The organism is Vibrio sp. 2-1-2a (assembly GCF_032648565.1).
Taxonomy (GTDB): domain Bacteria; phylum Pseudomonadota; class Gammaproteobacteria; order Enterobacterales; family Vibrionaceae; genus Vibrio; species Vibrio diabolicus.
The window spans coordinates 197,995-213,182 of the sequence record NZ_WBOH01000006.1 but is presented as its reverse complement, the minus strand read 5'-3'; the positions used below and the strand labels follow the sequence as shown (position 1 = coordinate 213,182).

At 45.7% G+C, this 15,188-nt stretch carries 17 protein-coding genes; 6 read left to right on the top strand and 11 right to left on the bottom strand.

Annotated elements, in window-relative coordinates; all coding sequences use genetic code 11:
- Window positions 1–214: 214 nt before the first annotated feature.
- The 3 genes from F7Y48_RS17350 to F7Y48_RS17340 all read right to left on the bottom strand — a co-directional run bounded on the left by F7Y48_RS17350 (window position 215) and on the right by F7Y48_RS17340 (window position 3,129).
- Window positions 215–751: a copper resistance protein NlpE gene (locus tag F7Y48_RS17350; protein WP_316685136.1), complete on the bottom strand. Its 537-nt coding sequence runs from the start codon at window positions 749–751 to the stop codon at window positions 215–217.
- Window positions 752–1,007: 256 nt separating this feature from the next.
- Window positions 1,008–2,237: a glycine betaine/L-proline ABC transporter ATP-binding protein gene (locus tag F7Y48_RS17345; protein WP_301645529.1), complete on the bottom strand. Its 1,230-nt coding sequence runs from the start codon at window positions 2,235–2,237 to the stop codon at window positions 1,008–1,010.
- Window positions 2,230–3,129 carry an ABC transporter permease gene (locus F7Y48_RS17340; protein WP_046873819.1) on the bottom strand — a complete coding sequence of 300 codons (900 nt, stop codon included), beginning with the start codon at window positions 3,127–3,129 and terminating at the stop codon, window positions 2,230–2,232. Before F7Y48_RS17340 ends, F7Y48_RS17345 begins: the two co-directional genes overlap by 8 nt.
- A 502-nt stretch (window positions 3,130–3,631) precedes the next feature.
- On the opposite strand from F7Y48_RS17340, the gene F7Y48_RS17335 reads away from it, so the two are divergent.
- Genes F7Y48_RS17335 through nqrM form a run of 3 tightly spaced genes read left to right on the top strand, consistent with a single transcriptional unit; the run spans window position 3,632 to window position 4,645 of the window.
- Window positions 3,632–3,922 carry a DUF134 domain-containing protein gene (locus F7Y48_RS17335; RefSeq protein ID WP_005392669.1) on the top strand — a complete coding sequence of 97 codons (291 nt, stop codon included), beginning with the start codon at window positions 3,632–3,634 and terminating at the stop codon, window positions 3,920–3,922.
- Entirely contained in the window at window positions 3,919–4,434 is a 516-nt protein-coding gene (locus tag F7Y48_RS17330) for a NifB/NifX family molybdenum-iron cluster-binding protein (protein WP_316685135.1), read from the top strand. Before F7Y48_RS17335 ends, F7Y48_RS17330 begins: the two co-directional genes overlap by 4 nt.
- 1 nt (window position 4,435) lies before the next feature.
- A complete protein-coding gene (gene nqrM, locus F7Y48_RS17325; protein ID WP_005392671.1) occupies window positions 4,436–4,645 on the top strand; it encodes a (Na+)-NQR maturation NqrM in 210 nt (69 codons plus the stop codon).
- Here nqrM and F7Y48_RS17320 read toward each other — a convergent pair.
- Window positions 4,623–5,417, bottom strand: coding sequence for a phosphotransferase (locus F7Y48_RS17320; protein WP_316685134.1), 795 nt, complete (start codon window positions 5,415–5,417; stop codon window positions 4,623–4,625). The genes nqrM and F7Y48_RS17320 overlap by 23 nt on opposite strands.
- A gap of 210 nt (window positions 5,418–5,627) precedes the next feature.
- On the opposite strand from F7Y48_RS17320, the gene F7Y48_RS17315 reads away from it, so the two are divergent.
- Window positions 5,628–5,822 carry a hypothetical protein gene (locus tag F7Y48_RS17315; protein ID WP_053808086.1) on the top strand — a complete coding sequence of 65 codons (195 nt, stop codon included), beginning with the start codon at window positions 5,628–5,630 and terminating at the stop codon, window positions 5,820–5,822.
- A 71-nt stretch (window positions 5,823–5,893) separates the two neighbouring features.
- Here F7Y48_RS17315 and fusA read toward each other — a convergent pair whose 3' ends face one another.
- The 5 genes from fusA to F7Y48_RS17290 all read right to left on the bottom strand — a co-directional run bounded on the left by fusA (window position 5,894) and on the right by F7Y48_RS17290 (window position 12,606).
- On the bottom strand, window positions 5,894–7,918 hold the full coding sequence (fusA, locus tag F7Y48_RS17310; RefSeq protein ID WP_316685133.1) for an elongation factor G: 2,025 nt from the start codon (window positions 7,916–7,918) through the stop codon (window positions 5,894–5,896).
- A 293-nt stretch (window positions 7,919–8,211) separates the two neighbouring features.
- Window positions 8,212–9,204, bottom strand: coding sequence for an N-acetyl-D-Glu racemase DgcA (gene dgcA / locus F7Y48_RS17305; RefSeq protein ID WP_316685132.1), 993 nt, complete (start codon window positions 9,202–9,204; stop codon window positions 8,212–8,214).
- Window positions 9,205–9,254: 50 nt separating this feature from the next.
- On the bottom strand, window positions 9,255–10,259 hold the full coding sequence (dgcN, locus tag F7Y48_RS17300) for an N-acetyltransferase DgcN (RefSeq protein WP_316685208.1): 1,005 nt from the start codon (window positions 10,257–10,259) through the stop codon (window positions 9,255–9,257).
- Window positions 10,260–10,360: 101 nt separating this feature from the next.
- On the bottom strand, window positions 10,361–11,242 hold the full coding sequence (locus F7Y48_RS17295) for a LysR family transcriptional regulator (RefSeq protein WP_085343285.1): 882 nt from the start codon (window positions 11,240–11,242) through the stop codon (window positions 10,361–10,363).
- Window positions 11,243–11,397: 155 nt separating this feature from the next.
- On the bottom strand, window positions 11,398–12,606 hold the full coding sequence (locus tag F7Y48_RS17290; RefSeq protein ID WP_316685131.1) for an MFS transporter: 1,209 nt from the start codon (window positions 12,604–12,606) through the stop codon (window positions 11,398–11,400).
- Between the two features lie 201 nt (window positions 12,607–12,807).
- On the opposite strand from F7Y48_RS17290, the gene soxR reads away from it, so the two are divergent.
- Window positions 12,808–13,239 (top strand): redox-sensitive transcriptional activator SoxR, encoded by a 432-nt coding sequence (gene soxR, locus F7Y48_RS17285; RefSeq protein ID WP_005392679.1) that lies wholly within the window; start codon window positions 12,808–12,810, stop codon window positions 13,237–13,239.
- A gap of 9 nt (window positions 13,240–13,248) precedes the next feature.
- On the opposite strand, the gene F7Y48_RS17280 is transcribed toward soxR, so the two are convergent.
- Together F7Y48_RS17280 and F7Y48_RS17275 are read right to left on the bottom strand one after the other, a co-directional pair.
- Window positions 13,249–13,644: a DUF2391 family protein gene (locus F7Y48_RS17280; RefSeq protein ID WP_005373896.1), complete on the bottom strand. Its 396-nt coding sequence runs from the start codon at window positions 13,642–13,644 to the stop codon at window positions 13,249–13,251.
- Between the two features lie 13 nt (window positions 13,645–13,657).
- Window positions 13,658–14,503: a tetratricopeptide repeat protein gene (locus F7Y48_RS17275; protein WP_005392681.1), complete on the bottom strand. Its 846-nt coding sequence runs from the start codon at window positions 14,501–14,503 to the stop codon at window positions 13,658–13,660.
- Window positions 14,504–14,703: 200 nt separating this feature from the next.
- Here F7Y48_RS17275 and F7Y48_RS17270 point away from each other — a divergent pair, with 200 nt between their 5' ends.
- The gene (locus F7Y48_RS17270) at window positions 14,704–15,174 is read left to right on the top strand and encodes an ASCH domain-containing protein (RefSeq protein WP_170901926.1); all 471 of its coding nucleotides are present in this window, start codon (window positions 14,704–14,706) and stop codon (window positions 15,172–15,174) included.
- The last annotated feature ends 14 nt before the right edge of the window (window positions 15,175–15,188 follow it).

Here is a 15,188-nt window from a genome sequence, read left to right as displayed (position 1 = left end):
GTTCTGATTTGTTTTGAACACTGTACAAAATGAAGTTGTAAGCCTCTATCAGCAAAGCGTATGGAAATGTAATGAACCATCAGGATAAGAAGCGGAATGTAAGCTCAGAGAAGGAAGATAAGAAAGATAAGAAAGACAACCGCCGTCGATGGAAAGAAAAAATCCGAGCTGGGGTAGCTCGGATTTAGATTATTTATCAGGTATCGATACGAACTTATTGTTGTTTCGTTAAGTTGTATAACGGTGCTAGGTCACCTGTTACTTTTTCGCCATTCATGTCTAGTTTCATAAGTACATTTTCACCAACAAAGTATTGGTTTGGCGCATCTTCGTTTGTCAACGTTACGATGCTGCCGTTTGCATCCCAAGTGAACTGGCCTTCAGACTTTGAATGACCGTCTTCTTTGTCTTGGTTGCTTTCTTCAAGTACGTAAGTGCCATCTTGATTTAGTGTGATGGTCATGTCGATACCTGAACAATCCGCACATGGAAGCGTACCTTTGTATGTGCCGTTCCAGTCAAGGGCATTTTGTGCGTTATGCTCAGAGTCTACAAATGTTTCTTCAGTGATGACTTGTTCTTCTGCTACTGGCAGCGTGTCAATTGTCTCTGTAGTAACTTCTGCGCTAGTGGTGACTTCAGTTTCCGTCGCTTGAGGTACTTCAACTGCGCTTGTTTCGGCAGGTTTCTCATCTTGACAGCCTGCAAGAATGATTACCGCGCCTGTTAGTGCCAACATTGTTTTTTTCATTTTATCCCTCTTTAAATCAAGATTTTGTATGAGAGTAATAGTAGACATTTATCAGGTATTTGCGTCATCAAAAAGCAATAGAATGATCTATCTATGTCAATAAAACCGAATATGAGTATGAAATTGTCAGGAAAATCAGAACAATGTAAATGTTGATTGGGATATCAAGCTTGAGTCTACAAATAAATATCTAGAGGGGTGGGGGCAGAGATAGTGAAAACAGCCCACATTGCTGTGAGCTGTTTTATTAAATCAGTTAAGAGGCCTTATCGATGTTTGAACGTGAGGTGCTTCGTTTTGTGCTGTCTTCATCAGCGAATAAACCAGCAACAGTACGACGCTCTAATTCACCTTTCAAATGGCCATGCTCATCGACAACGGGCAGTGAGTATTCGCACGACATGGTTTCAGTCAATATTTGCTCAATGGCTGAATGGGGAGAGATGATAGGTACTTCTTCATAGATATCATCATCCCAGCTTGGGGTTTGAGCTAACTTCGTCGCGTCTAGTAACCCTTGTTGCGTTATCACGCCTTGATAGCCTGCATCGGTCACATGATAAGCATAATCACGTTTTACACGTTTCATCTCACTGAGCGCTTCTTCAATGGTTTTAGCGGCAATGCAATATGAAGGTGGCTGCATCACAGTCTCAACCGTCAATGCTCGCGCTCTGTTGACGTCTTTTACAAAGGCTTCAACGTACTCATCGGCAGGATGTAGCAATATTTCGTCTGGTGAACCTTGTTGGACAAGCTCACCGTCTTTAAGGATCGCAATGCGATCGCCAAGGCGCAGTGCTTCATCTAAGTCGTGAGTAATAAAAACAATCGTTTTGTGTAACTGCTGTTGCAGTTCTATTAACTGATCCTGCATTTCGCTCCGAATCAGAGGGTCCAATGCTGAGAAAGCCTCGTCCATCAACAGTATTTCGGCGTTGGTTGCCAATGCTCGCGCGAGGCCTACGCGTTGCTGCTGACCACCTGATAGCTGAGCGGGATATTGGTTCTCATAACCCGTTAATCCAACGGTATCCAACCATTCGTTTGCTTTTTCTAAGCGCGCTTCTTTACTTATTCCTTGAATTTCCAAACCGTAAGCGATGTTGTCGATAACAGTGCGATGAGGCAATAAGCCAAAACGTTGAAACACCATCGACATCTTATGACGACGAAACTGCTCTAACTCCTTGTTAGAAAGCTGCATGACATCTACCCCTTCCACCAAAATCTGTCCCATGGTTGGATCGATTAGGCGATTGAAGTGGCGAATCATGGTGGACTTACCTGAACCGGATAAACCCATGATGACGAAAATCTCGCCCTTTTTAATTTGGAGGTTGATGTCTTTTAGCCCGACCGTGTGCCCCGTTTCCGCCAACACGTGTTCTTTACTATGTCCCAACTTGACGCGCTCAATCACGCTGTTGGGTTTGGGGCCGAAGATTTTATACAGACCGCTGATTTCGATAAGTGGACTAGTCATGCTTTAAATCTCCTAGATGGGCTTGAGTGCGTTTCGCATACGCTTGTGAAGCGCGGTCGAAAAGAATCGCTAGGGCGACAATGGCTAGACCATTTAAAAGACCAAGAGTGAAATATTGATTGGTAATCGACTTAAGAACGGGCTGGCCCAAACCTTTTACCCCAATCATCGATGCGATGACAACCATCGACAGTGCCATCATTATCGTTTGGTTGATTCCCGCCATGATGGTTGGCATTGCGAGCGGAAGTTGGACCCCAAAAAGCCGCTGTTTACTGCTGGCACCAAATGCGGTTGCGGCTTCCAACACTTCTTTATCCACCAAACGAATACCCAAATTAGTTAAACGAATAACAGGTGGAATCGCGTAGATTACTACTGCGATGAGGCCAGGAATTTTGCCGATCCCGAGTAACATAACAACTGGGATGAGGTACACAAATGCCGGCATGGTCTGCATGACGTCGAGTAATGGCGTCACAACAGACTGAATACGATTAGAGCGCGCCATGGCGATGCCGATAGGGATCCCGAGTGTGATAGCCAGCATGGTACACACCGTGATAATACTGAGCGTGCGCATTGTGTCTTCCCACATGCCGAAGTAGCCAATCAGGATAAGTGAGCCAAAACATGCGATAGCCAGTTTCCAAGAGCGACTAGCGGCATAAACGAGGGCGGTGCAGACGCCTAAAACAACGACCCAAGGTGTTGAAATAAGCAGTTTTTCAAACCAGACAAGAAATGAAAGGAGCGGATCAAAGAGAGACTCGATAAGTTCACCATATTCACGAGAGAAATCTCGGTAGGCGCCATCGAGTGTTTTGCGAATCGCTCTAAGATCAGAGCGATCCATTTCTGGGAATTCGCTGAGCCAATTCGAGTCAGACATATTTACTTCCTTTTCTGATATATCTAGGTGCCCTCAAGAGACGTGATTCAGCAAGAATGGCTGGGATCGTAGACCAAGTAATGATTGGTGGTTCGATAGGTCCTCCATCTATTGTTTTACCCTTTAGGCTCATTTCAATGCAGTCGATCTGCACTTTATAGTTACTTAGGTAGACACCCTTTTAATAAAATAATCATTAGTGTTCAAATGAATGATTTGATCGGATTATAGTTTTTCTTCTCCAATAAAATGAATACATTAGCGCGTATTTGTATGAAAAGTCTGCGCAAACTAACGTTTTTATTATCTAGATAATTAGAATTGATCTTTTTGCTCGTTTGTCACCAAAGTTTGTAAATTTTTAGATGTCTAATTAATCCTGATGTCTTACGTATTTATCGTGTCGATTTTTGCAAACTTAGTTTATTGGCATATGCTAAAAATATTATTGGCATATGCCAGTTTAAGGCGTAATTTGACCCTGTGTTTTCGAGGGATAATGATGGCAAGACCAAAGATAGAAAGACGAATATGCGGACGTGCTGCACACCATTGTTTCAAACCCAATGGCGTGCCATTTCATCAGTTGGAGCAAGTCGCCATATTACCAGAAGAGCTAGAAGCACTGCGTTTGGCCGATTTAGAGGGTCTTAGCCAGCAGCAAGCTGCTGAACAGATGGGCGTCTCTAGACAAACTTTTGGTAACACAGTAAAAAGTGCAAGATTGAAAGTCGCAAAAAGTTTAGTTGAAGGTCATGCATTAGTTTTTCCGGATGAGGAGTCAAACTTATGATTTATGCTATTCCTAATGATGGTGAGCGGGTGGCAAGCCACTTTGTTAAAGCACCATATATTGCTATTTATTCTGATACTGACGGTATGCTAAAAAACTTAGCGAACATTGCTTCGATGCCACAAGCAGGTTGCAATGCGAAGTCTCAGTTAATTCAGTCTCTGCAAGAGTACAATGTGGATGCTGTACTTGTACGAAATATCGGTGAACGCGCACTAGCCAAATTACTTCGTAGTGGCACGCAAGTATTCAGGCTTTCTACCCGTAGCTCATTGGAAGATGTACTTGCGGTTCCAAGAGAGCCTCTCATTGAGCCGTCTCAAGGTCGTCCCTCAAACAATCATAAGAAAAGTGCTCACAAGCCAAAAGGCGGTTGCGGTTCCTGTGGTTGTGGTGGCAAAAAATCCAAACCCTCCTTGCTGGCAAGACCGAAAGCCCCAACAGGGCTACTTAAAGTGACATCTCGCCCTGCTATACTTAGGCTAAAGACGATGGCTAATAAGGCAGGTTAATATGGTTTGGTTATTTACCTTTCTTGGTTTTCTCGCAATCATTTTGTTGATGTCGCTTGGCGTCATTTTCCACAACAAGCGTATTCAAGGGAGTTGTGGCGGATTGAATAATGTCGGTGTTGATAAGGTGTGCAATTGTGAAACCTCTTGTGCAGAGCCTGAAAGACGTTTGTATCAAATATCCGAACCTAACTCGTCATCTGAGCGCTAAGATCTTTTGCCCATTTCGGTAAGGTTTGTTTAAACCAGTCAATGTATTTACTGGTCTGCGGGTTCTGTCTCGAGACCAGTATATTCACCACTTCTACCACCATCCACGTTTTAGCTATTGCAATCGTTCTTGCTAAATTACTCGCATCGCCTTGCTTTGCCGTCTTGGTATAGGTATGCGCCACACCAAGATAATCTTCGAATGTGCCCATGCCTTTGACTAGTGGCGCTAAATCTATCGCGATATGCCCTGTCGAAAAACGTTCCCAGTCGAACAGCACCAAATCGCCATTATCTCGTTGCCCCCAGTTCCCGGCATTGGTGTCTCCAGAGATCAAATTTTTGGCGTTGAAAAGCGGGCCGGATTGCTCTTGTAGCTGATAAAAGAACCGCTCTGTTTTTGCGTCTAGTTTGAGCGTGCTTAAAGCTTGGGAAGTGGCTGGTTGTGTCCACTGATGAGGATGATAAACACCATTTGATGTCGGAGATAGTCTATGTATTTTAGCTAGTTGTTCTATCACGCGCGGCTCTTCAAGCAGGAATTCTTGATTGACAGAGTGCGGGATATACTCGATTCGTAACGTATTTTGTTGGTGATCGTAATCAATGAGCTCAGGTACAAGAATGCCAAGTTCATTGAATGGTTTAGCCTGGTGTTGATAAAAAGCGACCTCAACCTGTTCTACCTGTTGCTTTTCAATGAATGAAATGCCGTGTTTTTCTACCAGATAAACTTTGGCACTGCCCATCTGGTTAAGCTCTTGCTTTGACATGAGACATCCTGTCTTTTGATGGTGGAATCTTCACTTACCTTAAACGCGAAAGGTGTGTGCTCCAAGAATACTTAAAGAGAACATTGAAACAAAATAATGCAATGGTTTGAGTATAAAATTGTCGCTGGTGTCTAAATTTTGCACAGTGGCTTTTACGCATCGTTAACCACGTTCTACGCTTAATATTCGATTTAAACAAGGAGAACCAATATGGCTGTAATAAAGCAGGATATTCCAAATCGTGTAACGGTTTATCATGACAATATCGACCAAGAACAAGAGCTGAAAAATGCGATGCTGCCAGAGAAACCGCGCTACTTTAACGGTGCTCCGACTTACAAAGCGAACAGCATCGAAGAGTTTGAAAGCAAAATCAGTCAGATCGGTTTGTCTCTCGATAAATAAATTTTAATTTACCTAAAAGCGCCCTCATTTTGAGGGCGCTTTTTTATTTGATTGATTTGAATCTTAGGGAATTAACCTTGTTGAGCACTGCCTTGGCAGACTTGTTTTTGCACTGCTGGTGGCGCGGGCTCGTAATGGCTCAAAGTCATACTAAAACTGCCTTCACCACCCGTGATAGCTCGCAATCGACGAGCGTAATCTTGCAACTCGTTTACTGGCGATTTGGCTTTCAACAACGTGAATTGGCTATCGATCGGTTCGGTGCCTTCTATTAATCCTCGATTACCTGACAAATCCCCAGACACGTCACCGACGTTTGTGGTTGGGACGTGTAACTCCATTTGGACAATGGGCTCCAGCACAATAGGATCAGCGTTGTTGATCGCATCTAAAAAGGCTTTCTTACCTGCGATGACAAACGCAATTTCTTTTGAATCGACGGAGTGATATTTACCGTCATAAACGGTGACTTCCACATCCTTGATTGGGTTGCCAGAAATCGCCCCTTCTTCGAGTACTTGTAAAATACCTTTTTCGACCGCGGGAATAAGCGCGGTTGGAATGGCGCCACCCACCACTTTGTTGATGAACTTAAATCCAGCGCCACGTTCGAGTGGACGAACCTTCAATTGCACTTCACCAAACTGGCCTGCACCGCCACTTTGTTTTTTGTGTCGATAATGCCCTTCGGCAGGCTTGGTGATGGTTTCAAAGTATTCTACGCTTGGTTGGCAGGTTTCGACGTCCAGTTTGTACACGTTAGCCATCTTTTCTAATGCGACTTTGAGGTGAAATTCCCCTTGGCCGCTGATGATGGTTTCGTTGGTGCGAGCGCGATGTTCGATGCGCAGCGAAGGATCTTCGCTGGCGATTTTATTCAGTACATCGCCTAATTTTTGCTCATCTCCACGCTTAAGAGGCTTCAAGCACAAAGAATACATGGAGTCAGGAAGGTCCAACGTCTTGAGTTGAACACCATCTTCTTCGTGAGAGTCATGAACGATTGAATCGAATTCGAGATCATCCACTTTGGCTAAAACGCAGAAGTCGCCCGCAAGCGCACGAGGGATCTCGGTTCTATCTTTGCCCTGCAGTTGATATAAGTGCCCAACTTTAAATGCCTTGTTGCTTTCGCCAATATAAAGCTGGCTGCCCGCATTGATTTCACCCTGATACACACGTAAGTAGGCAAGTTTTCCCATGTATGGGTCGACGCTGACTTTGTACACGTGTGCGACGGTGTGCTCTAAGGTTTCGCAATTTACTTTGATTTTTTTGCCGTTCTTTTCCAGTAGAGGAGGATTACCCTCGTTTGGCATGGGCATGATCTCCGCCAAGGTACGTAGCAGCAGCTCGACGCCCGCGCCGGTTTGTGCTGAGACAAAACAGACCGGAATCACATGTCCAGTTCTCAGTGCTTCTTCAAACGGATCATGCAGTTGCTCTGCGGTGAGTTCGGAGCCTTGTTCCAGATACAGTTCCATCAGTTCTTCATCGACTTCGATAACTTGGTCAATTAAGGTCTCATGAGCTTCATCTACCGTTGCAAGTAAGGTTTCTCGTCCCAATTCTGGTTCGAAATAGCAGTCAACTACAGATTCTCCGTCAGCCGAAGGTAAGTTGATCGGTAAGCAGTGGTCACCAAAATGCTCAACGATGTTCTCCATCAATCTTTCTAACTGATTACCGTGGTTATCGAGCTTATTGATGATGATCATCTGACATTTTTTCTGCTCTTTTGCAAAGGTGAATAAGCGATCGGAAGTTTGGTTTAGTGGTGTTTGAGGGTCGATAACAAGGGCGGATGTTTCAACGGCAGGAAAAAAGCTGATCGTACGGCCAAGTAACTCGTTTTGTCCCGGAGTGTCGATGATATTGAGCCGGTGTTTATTCCAGCGCAGTGCGACTGGCGTTGCTTCAATACTGTGTTGATATTGGATGGATTGAGGGTCGAAGTCGGTAACGGTATCGCCTTTTTCTACGCTGCCTAAATGGTGCGTGGCATCGCAGGTGAAGAGCAGTTTTTCTATCAGCGTGGTTTTACCGGTCCCGGTTTGGCCGACAAAAGCGATATTGCGTATTTTGTTGATAGGCATAGAGCCTCCTTGCAAGATGGCGTGAAAAACCTACGAATTGCTAGGAAGTGGGTCGCTATAGAAACCCACGCACTGCATTGGAGTAGGGCGGGATTACCGCCTATTCGTCTTCCATGTCATTTTCCGGATGACTCGATGCATAAGACCACCTTCTTGGACTACTGTAATCTTAGCATGCCGTAATAACCGTATAATTTATGTGACTTATTTCATGATGGGGCTGATTGTTTTTTAATCAAGATCATAAACTCAGAGGTTCTGACTTTTCGATCAAAACCTCGGGATTGTTTAGGCTACTTGGAAAGAACGATTTCGCCGTCGCTATAAACTAAGCTCGGCGTTACATCTTGTCCGAGCAACACCGGGCCATCAAGATCGACAACGCTTGCCTGAGCAGCAATGGGTAACGCAGTACGCATCGCCAGCGACGTCCCCAACATACAACCGGACATGAGGCTAAAACCGAGTTTTTTTGCATCGTCGGCCAGCAATAATGCTTCACTGAGCCCGCCTGTTTTATCTAGCTTAATATTCACCATCTCGTATTTTCCAAGCAGTTGATGCAATTGCTCTCTGGTGTGACAACTTTCATCGGCGCAAAGTGGAATGGGGTGCGGAATGCTGGCGAGTACGTCGTCGCAGTCTTGTGGCAACGGTTGCTCGATCATGGTGATATTAAACGGTTCGAGTTGAGCAAATACCGTCGCGAGGTCGAGGCTTTGCCATGCTTCATTCGCATCTAACACAATTTGCGCGTGCGGCGCGGCATCGCGTACTGCTGCAACGCGCTCAATCACGTTTTCACCATCCAGTTTTACCTTTAGCAGTTTTGCGCCTTGGCTAAGGTAAGCTTGCGCCTGTTTGGCCATTGCTTGCGGTGTGTCGATAGAAACCGTCATCGCCGTCACAATCGCCTCGGGTAACGTAAAGAGGTCGTGAACCTGCTGCTTGTGGCTCAAAAGCGCGCGAAGATGCCAAAGGGCGCAATCCAATGCATTTCTTGCCGCTCCTGCGGGCAATAACGATTGAAGCTGGCTTTTGAGAGCCATCACATCAGCTTCGCCTTTGGCGTACAAACTTTGCAGTTCATGCGCGGCGTGAGAAATCGCCTTAATCACCGATTCAACCGATTCACCATAACGTGGGTATGGTGTGCATTCTCCTTGGGCGATCATGCCTCGATGTTCAATTGTCACGCGGACTACGTGGCACTCTGTCCGACTGCCGCGAGATATGCGAAATGGTGTCGCCATGGCAATCGTGACGGGTTCTACATGAATTTTCATCTCACTAGTTTTCCCTAAACCGCAGTTATTTTCCAAACCGTAAATGTTTCTTAAATCGTAAGGAGCCTATCTGCAACCGCATCTACGCCAAAACGCACAGGGTCGGTGACGGGCACCCGATATTTGTCGCTCCAATCCTGGCATAACTGGGCAGCATCTTCTTCGCTGATCGCCGAAGTGTTTAAGCAAATACCCACTAATTGAGCTTTTGGATTTGTCAGGCGAGCAGCGGCCAGATTCGCTTCTATCGTTTGTTCAATGGTTGGCAAGCTCGCATGTGGTAAGTTGCGGATGTGCGGGCGACCAATCTCATGGCACAGTACCAGAGCGTCCGCTTGTGCGCCGTGAAGTAAGCCCAAACTTACGCCAGCAAACGAAGGGTTAAATAACGAACCTTGCCCTTCGATGATGTCCCAATCGTGGTCGGTGAAGTCGGGGCTGATCGCTTCTACTGCGCCGGAGATAAAATCGGCAACTACGGCATCAATTGAAATGCCACTGCCTGCGATGAGAATTCCCGTTTGACCCGTTGCTTTGAACTCTGCGCGACAGTTTTTACGCTTTAATGCATGCTCAATGGCAAGAGCAGAGTACATTTTGCCCACGGAGCAATCTGTCCCTACAGTAAGTACTCGCTTGCCTGCGCGTGCTTTGCCATTGCCGACCTTGAGCGGGGCATCATAATGGCGAACATCATACAGTTTGGTTAATCCGCGTCGTTCTAGATCGGCAAGAGGAGTAAACTCCGCCAGACGTTGGTGCATGCCCGATGCAATTTCAAATCCCATTTCTGCCGCTTCAAGTAAGGTAGCTTGCCAAGTTTCGGGAATGACTCCCCCCGGGTTTGCTGTGCCAAGTACCAGCGTTTTTGCTACTTGCTGCTGCGCTTGTTGTAGTGTCATGTCGGTTAAACCAAGTGATACGGTTTCTGGCGTCAGGCGGATTTGGCCAAGACAAATCTCAGGTCGCCATTGGTAAATGCCACGCGCAGTTTTTGCTGCGAGTGGATCGGTTACATCGCCAAGAAAGAGTAGGTAAGGTTGAGCAATTTGCATGATGGTTCCCTTCGTCATCGTTATTGCTCATTAATGTAGCCAGACTGATTTAGGAAACCGAATGCTTATTTGTTGGGCAGATATAACTTCAAGTTATACCTCTAAACCATCTGTTGTTTTAGGGCGGTGATAAACTGCTTTGTCGCAATGGATTGAGGCGTGTGCTCTGCGAATAAAATAGAGACAGAGAAGGACATGTTTGGCTCCAAAGCATGCACGGAAACGGCATCATCTTGGCGATATTGTTTTGCAGTCCATGGGTCTACAATGGCGAACCCTGCTTGGTGTTTCACCAGTTCAGCCGCCGCGGAGTAGCTGCGTACGGTGATGGCATGTTGATAATGCTCGTCACGCGCCGACAAGGTTTGATGCAGCAATAAGCCCAGAGGGTCTCGGCTATCTAAACCGATAATGGGTAAATCGTGACTGATGAGTTCTTCTAAAATAACGACTTTTTCTGCGGGTATCGCTGCGCTTTTAGGAGCGATCAGTGCTAAGTTTTCTTTCAATAACACGTGCCCCATGATCGCTGGTGGTGTTTCTTCACCGAACGCGATGGCGACATCCAATTCATGTTTCAGCAACCCGGAGCACAGCTCATCGCGATTGGCCGTTAAGAGCTCAAAGGAGATGCCGTGCTCTTTCGACAACAACGCGACAGTCGGCGCTAACAAGTGTGCGGCCAAAACAGGCGGGGCACCGACTCGTAAATGTTGAGTTCCCTGTTTGACTTTGTTGGTCAGAGAGCGAAATTGTCCGAGTTGTTGATAGACTTTTTCTGCCTCTGGCAATAAGGCTTTGGCTTCTTGAGTGGGAACGAGACGCCCCTTTACACGCTCAAATAAAGCGAAGCTCAGTTGTTGTTCTGTATGGGCGAGAACTCGAGTGACATTAGGTTGGGAAACGTGCAGTAAGCGAGCCGCGCCAGACACCGTTCCTGCTTGCATAATGGCGTAAAAGACTTCCAATTGTCTTAAGTTCACTGCGAATTCCTTCTGCTCATGTTGGTCACCTCAGAATACCCAACCTTGCTGATGAGCGATAGAGAAAAAAGTACTGGTGTAGAAAATTAGGAAGACGATTTTGGTTATCTTCTTATCTCGCTTTTTCAATTTCTCTACTTCTCAATTTCTATGCTTCACTTTGCCGCTGCATGAAGGGGCAGGTCGTTAAACGGCTCGACGTCTCGGCTGAGTAATCCCATCAAAACCACTGCTAACACCATGACAACAGCTGCTATTGCAAAACCGTATTGTGTTAGCTCGTAATGACTCAACATCGCGATTAATACATAACTGAGAGATTGAATGGTGGTGGAAAACATGCTGATGCCGCCATCAACACGACCACGTTGATGAACCGCTACGGTGTGATGCATCCAGTTGACTCTCGCAATGCGATTTAGCGCGTTAAACACACCAAACAGAGCCGTAAACAATAAGATGGTCAGCGGGCTTATCGCAAAACTCATTCCGATAAACGCCAGAGATACCATGACCATCGAAGCAAACATAATGTGGCTATGGGAGGCGCGACTCAGCACTTTGGTGACAATGAAGCCAGTTAGCAACGAGCCGAGACCAAAACTGATGTTGAACCCTGCAAACCAATCGCCAGAGATGCCTTGTTCAGAAAACCAAATCGGCACCAATTTGCTCAAAAACGTCAATGCAGGATAAGAGAGGCAAGAGAGCAGAATAAAGCCATAAAAGCGGGGTTCGAGACGGAATATTTGTTGGCTCTCTTTGAGTTGTGCGATGAAAGCGACAGATTTTGATGCTCTTAATTGTTGGGTATACGGCGTCAGAATATAAAACATCGCCGCCAAAGCGGATGCGCTGGCTGCAAACAAAGCAAACTCTTTCATTCCCCACATTTCAAGCAAAACAATACCCAACGCACCAGCGCCGAGGGTCGTGGATTGCATTACAATTTCTTGCTGCCCCGAAATTTTTGCGTATTCGTGATGCTGATAATTTTCTTGAGTGAAGGCGTTGTTGGTCGTCCATGCAAAGTTACTCGAAACCCAATACACCAATTGCGCAAAAGCCAGCAGCCAGTGGGACTCAAACCCTAACCAATAAGCAATGAACACCACCAAAGCCATTCCCGATTGAATCCATTGATTGAGTACGAGGAGTGCTTTGCGTGAGTTTCGGTCAACTAAAGTGGAAAAGAAAGGCGTTGCCAGAAAAGAAATCGCGGTGCAGCTCAGAGAAACTAAAGCGACGAATGTGCCCATTTGGGGCTCGGAAAGCATGACCCATGGCAGTGCCATCATAAACAAGCCAGAGGATATACTGTCGAAGAAGCGGCCTGCTAAGTACGGCTGAGTTTTATTTTTCATTATGTTTGCCTCAAATTCCCAATGGATTTCAAAACGTTGGCTTCTAGCGGTGCTGTGTTTGTCAACCAAGTTATGCGTCCTGAACGCAATCTTTCGAGACCGTCTGGGTTTAGCGTTAATTAAGATGGTGCAACTTTAAAACCTCAAGTAAACTTGAGGTAAAGCATTTTTTTAACAAAATTGATACACAGGGAGTCAAGTATGGAAATCAGCGTAGGAGAAGTGGCAAAACGTTCCGGAGTGAAAGTCTCTGCCCTGCATTTTTATGAACAAAAAGGACTGATTTCGAGCTGGAGAAATCAAGGCAATCAGCGCCGCTACCACCGTAGCGTTTTGCGCCGTGTTGCGGTGATTAAAGCGGCGCAGCAAGTGGGGTTGTCGTTAGAAGAAATCAAACATGCGCTAGATGAGCTGCCGAAACATCAAGCGCCAAACAAACAGCAATGGGAAGTCATGGCGAGCCATTGGCATGAACAGTTGGAGCAAAAAATTCAAAAGCTCAAAGCCCTGCAAAACGATTTGGGCGGATGCATTGGCTGCGGGTGTTTGTCGTTAGAAACCTGCGCACTGCGAAACCCAGAAGATGTGTTAGGCAAAGACCACTCGGGTTCTAATTTAACGTTAGAAGAGTAGGTGCTATTCCTATTCTTTGTCGAAACTGTCCACCACAATTGCACCCATTGACGCCGGCATTGTGATGACGATGACCCGTTTTATCGCAACCAAAGGCTCATTCATTAGTGGCAGCTTATCAAGACAGAAAAGAACTAACGCCACCACAACGGCCGCAATGAGGTACGCGATAACCACACGAAAAATAAAAATGGATACGCGATTTTTTATGTGGCTTTGGAACACGCTTTGATAGGCGAAAAAACTGAGGAAAATGACAGAAAGGCTTAACAGCATGAGCAGGTTTGCCATTGGCAAGCTTTCACCTAGTCGCCACGCCTCTTCAGAAAAAGAGATGGGGACGGCTAGGGCAAAAGCGCCAACCAACACTTGGCTGGCGTCTTCTAAATTAAAGTGGCTACTCATGCTGCTCATTCCATTATTCGTTTGCTAGGTGTAAGAGCTTTTCAAAGCGCTCGTTACCATGCAGCAATTCGAGGTCTCGCTCTTCGGCAAGCAAGTCACGAATAGATGGACTGTATTCAATAGCGCGTTCCAAGTCTTCAATGGCTTGCTCTTCAATGCCAAGACGAGAGTATGCACAAGCACGTTGATACAGTGCCGGACCATTGGTGTAATCGACTTCAAGTACGCGGTTACAGATGCTCAGTGCCCAGTGGTATTCGTTGATTTCCATCGCGGCGTCTGCTTTGTAAGTCAACGCTTCTAAATCACCTGGGCGAATCAGCAAGATCTCATCATAGATTTCAATACGTTGCTCTGGTGTTTGTGAGCTTTGCGCACGCAACCATAAGTTATGGATCTCGTTGATTTTCTCAATTTCTTTATTGTTTTCACTGATAATGCGAGTTTTGCGTTTTAAATCTCGCTCCAGTGCTACAAATTTCTTCTCGTATTCTTGGGCGATCTTTTCTAATCGTTTATCCGCCATCTCTTTGGTGTTGTGTTTAAACTCACGCAGAGATTGCCAGCCTACAAAGGCGATCAGCGATGCGACACCTGCGATGATGTAGAAGAAGTAGGTTACGGTCACGTTGGCATAGTTCAACGATTTATCCGCAACCGTCAGCTCGCGGTCGGTGATCTCTGTGATCATTCGTTTTTCTAGGCTCTGATAGTCCTGACGCAGTGCTTTTAGCTCATCTAAAATATAGCGTTCCATTAATGGTCTATCTAACAGATCCGATTCTGAATACTTTTCGTCCGATGCCATCGTCGGCAAGGCAAGTATCAGCGAGAAAAAAATACCAATAAATAAGCGCATAAAACGTCCTTTCACGAGAAGAGTACAGATAGACCATGCAACAATAGCAAATAGCACAAACGTTTAGCAAAGTTATTACAAAAGAAATAATTGTCGTCTACGTAAAAGTCATATTCTTGTTGTTTTTCAGTTTGTTCCTGGTGGTTATTTGCCGTGATATCTTTTATCCTCCTTGCGAATTTATGATTAATGGAGTGAGCATGGACGCGCGAGCTAAGGATTACTTAGAGCAGTATCTAAAATTATTGTCACCAGAACAAAGAGCAGCCGTACCATCAGTTAGTGCTGACTATTATTGTGCCGATGAATACAACGCCAACGTATGCGCCGATTTGGTTCGAATTGGACAGAAAACCGCCTCTTGCAGTATGGAGCTTTGGTATCGAGAGCATGGCGAAAGCATGCCACAAGTGGGCCATTTACAAGTCGTCACGAATTGGAACGGGGACCCCGTTTGTGTGATACGAATTACTGATGTCAGCACATGCAAATATGAGGATGTAACCGCAGAGTTTGCCTACGCAGAAGGCGAAGGTGATAGAACCTTAAACTGGTGGCGTGACGCGCATACTGCATTTTTTAAAGCTGAATGCGATGAGTTGAACATAGATTGGCATGAGAAACGTACGCTAGTTTTGGAGCGTTTTGAAGTGGTGTATCCAGTCAATTAATCGCTGATAGCAGC

Excerpts from the sequence above, each read along its gene's own strand:
- F7Y48_RS17350 (WP_316685136.1), bottom strand. The coding sequence starts at position 751 with ATGAAAAAAACAATGTTGGCACTAACAGGCGCGGTAATCATTCTTGCA.
- F7Y48_RS17345 (WP_301645529.1), bottom strand. The coding sequence starts at position 2,237 with ATGACTAGTCCACTTATCGAAATCAGCGGTCTGTATAAAATCTTCGGC.
- F7Y48_RS17340 (WP_046873819.1), bottom strand. The coding sequence starts at position 3,129 with ATGTCTGACTCGAATTGGCTCAGCGAATTCCCAGAAATGGATCGCTCT.
- F7Y48_RS17335 (WP_005392669.1), top strand. The coding sequence starts at position 3,632 with ATGGCAAGACCAAAGATAGAAAGACGAATATGCGGACGTGCTGCACAC.
- F7Y48_RS17330 (WP_316685135.1), top strand. The coding sequence starts at position 3,919 with ATGATTTATGCTATTCCTAATGATGGTGAGCGGGTGGCAAGCCACTTT.
- nqrM (WP_005392671.1), top strand. The coding sequence starts at position 4,436 with ATGGTTTGGTTATTTACCTTTCTTGGTTTTCTCGCAATCATTTTGTTG.
- F7Y48_RS17320 (WP_316685134.1), bottom strand. The coding sequence starts at position 5,417 with ATGTCAAAGCAAGAGCTTAACCAGATGGGCAGTGCCAAAGTTTATCTG.
- F7Y48_RS17315 (WP_053808086.1), top strand. The coding sequence starts at position 5,628 with ATGGCTGTAATAAAGCAGGATATTCCAAATCGTGTAACGGTTTATCAT.
- fusA (WP_316685133.1), bottom strand. The coding sequence starts at position 7,918 with ATGCCTATCAACAAAATACGCAATATCGCTTTTGTCGGCCAAACCGGG.
- dgcA (WP_316685132.1), bottom strand. The coding sequence starts at position 9,204 with ATGAAAATTCATGTAGAACCCGTCACGATTGCCATGGCGACACCATTT.
- dgcN (WP_316685208.1), bottom strand. The coding sequence starts at position 10,259 with ATGCAAATTGCTCAACCTTACCTACTCTTTCTTGGCGATGTAACCGAT.
- F7Y48_RS17290 (WP_316685131.1), bottom strand. The coding sequence starts at position 12,606 with ATGAAAAATAAAACTCAGCCGTACTTAGCAGGCCGCTTCTTCGACAGT.
- soxR (WP_005392679.1), top strand. The coding sequence starts at position 12,808 with ATGGAAATCAGCGTAGGAGAAGTGGCAAAACGTTCCGGAGTGAAAGTC.
- F7Y48_RS17280 (WP_005373896.1), bottom strand. The coding sequence starts at position 13,644 with ATGAGTAGCCACTTTAATTTAGAAGACGCCAGCCAAGTGTTGGTTGGC.
- F7Y48_RS17275 (WP_005392681.1), bottom strand. The coding sequence starts at position 14,503 with ATGCGCTTATTTATTGGTATTTTTTTCTCGCTGATACTTGCCTTGCCG.
- F7Y48_RS17270 (WP_170901926.1), top strand. The coding sequence starts at position 14,704 with ATGGACGCGCGAGCTAAGGATTACTTAGAGCAGTATCTAAAATTATTG.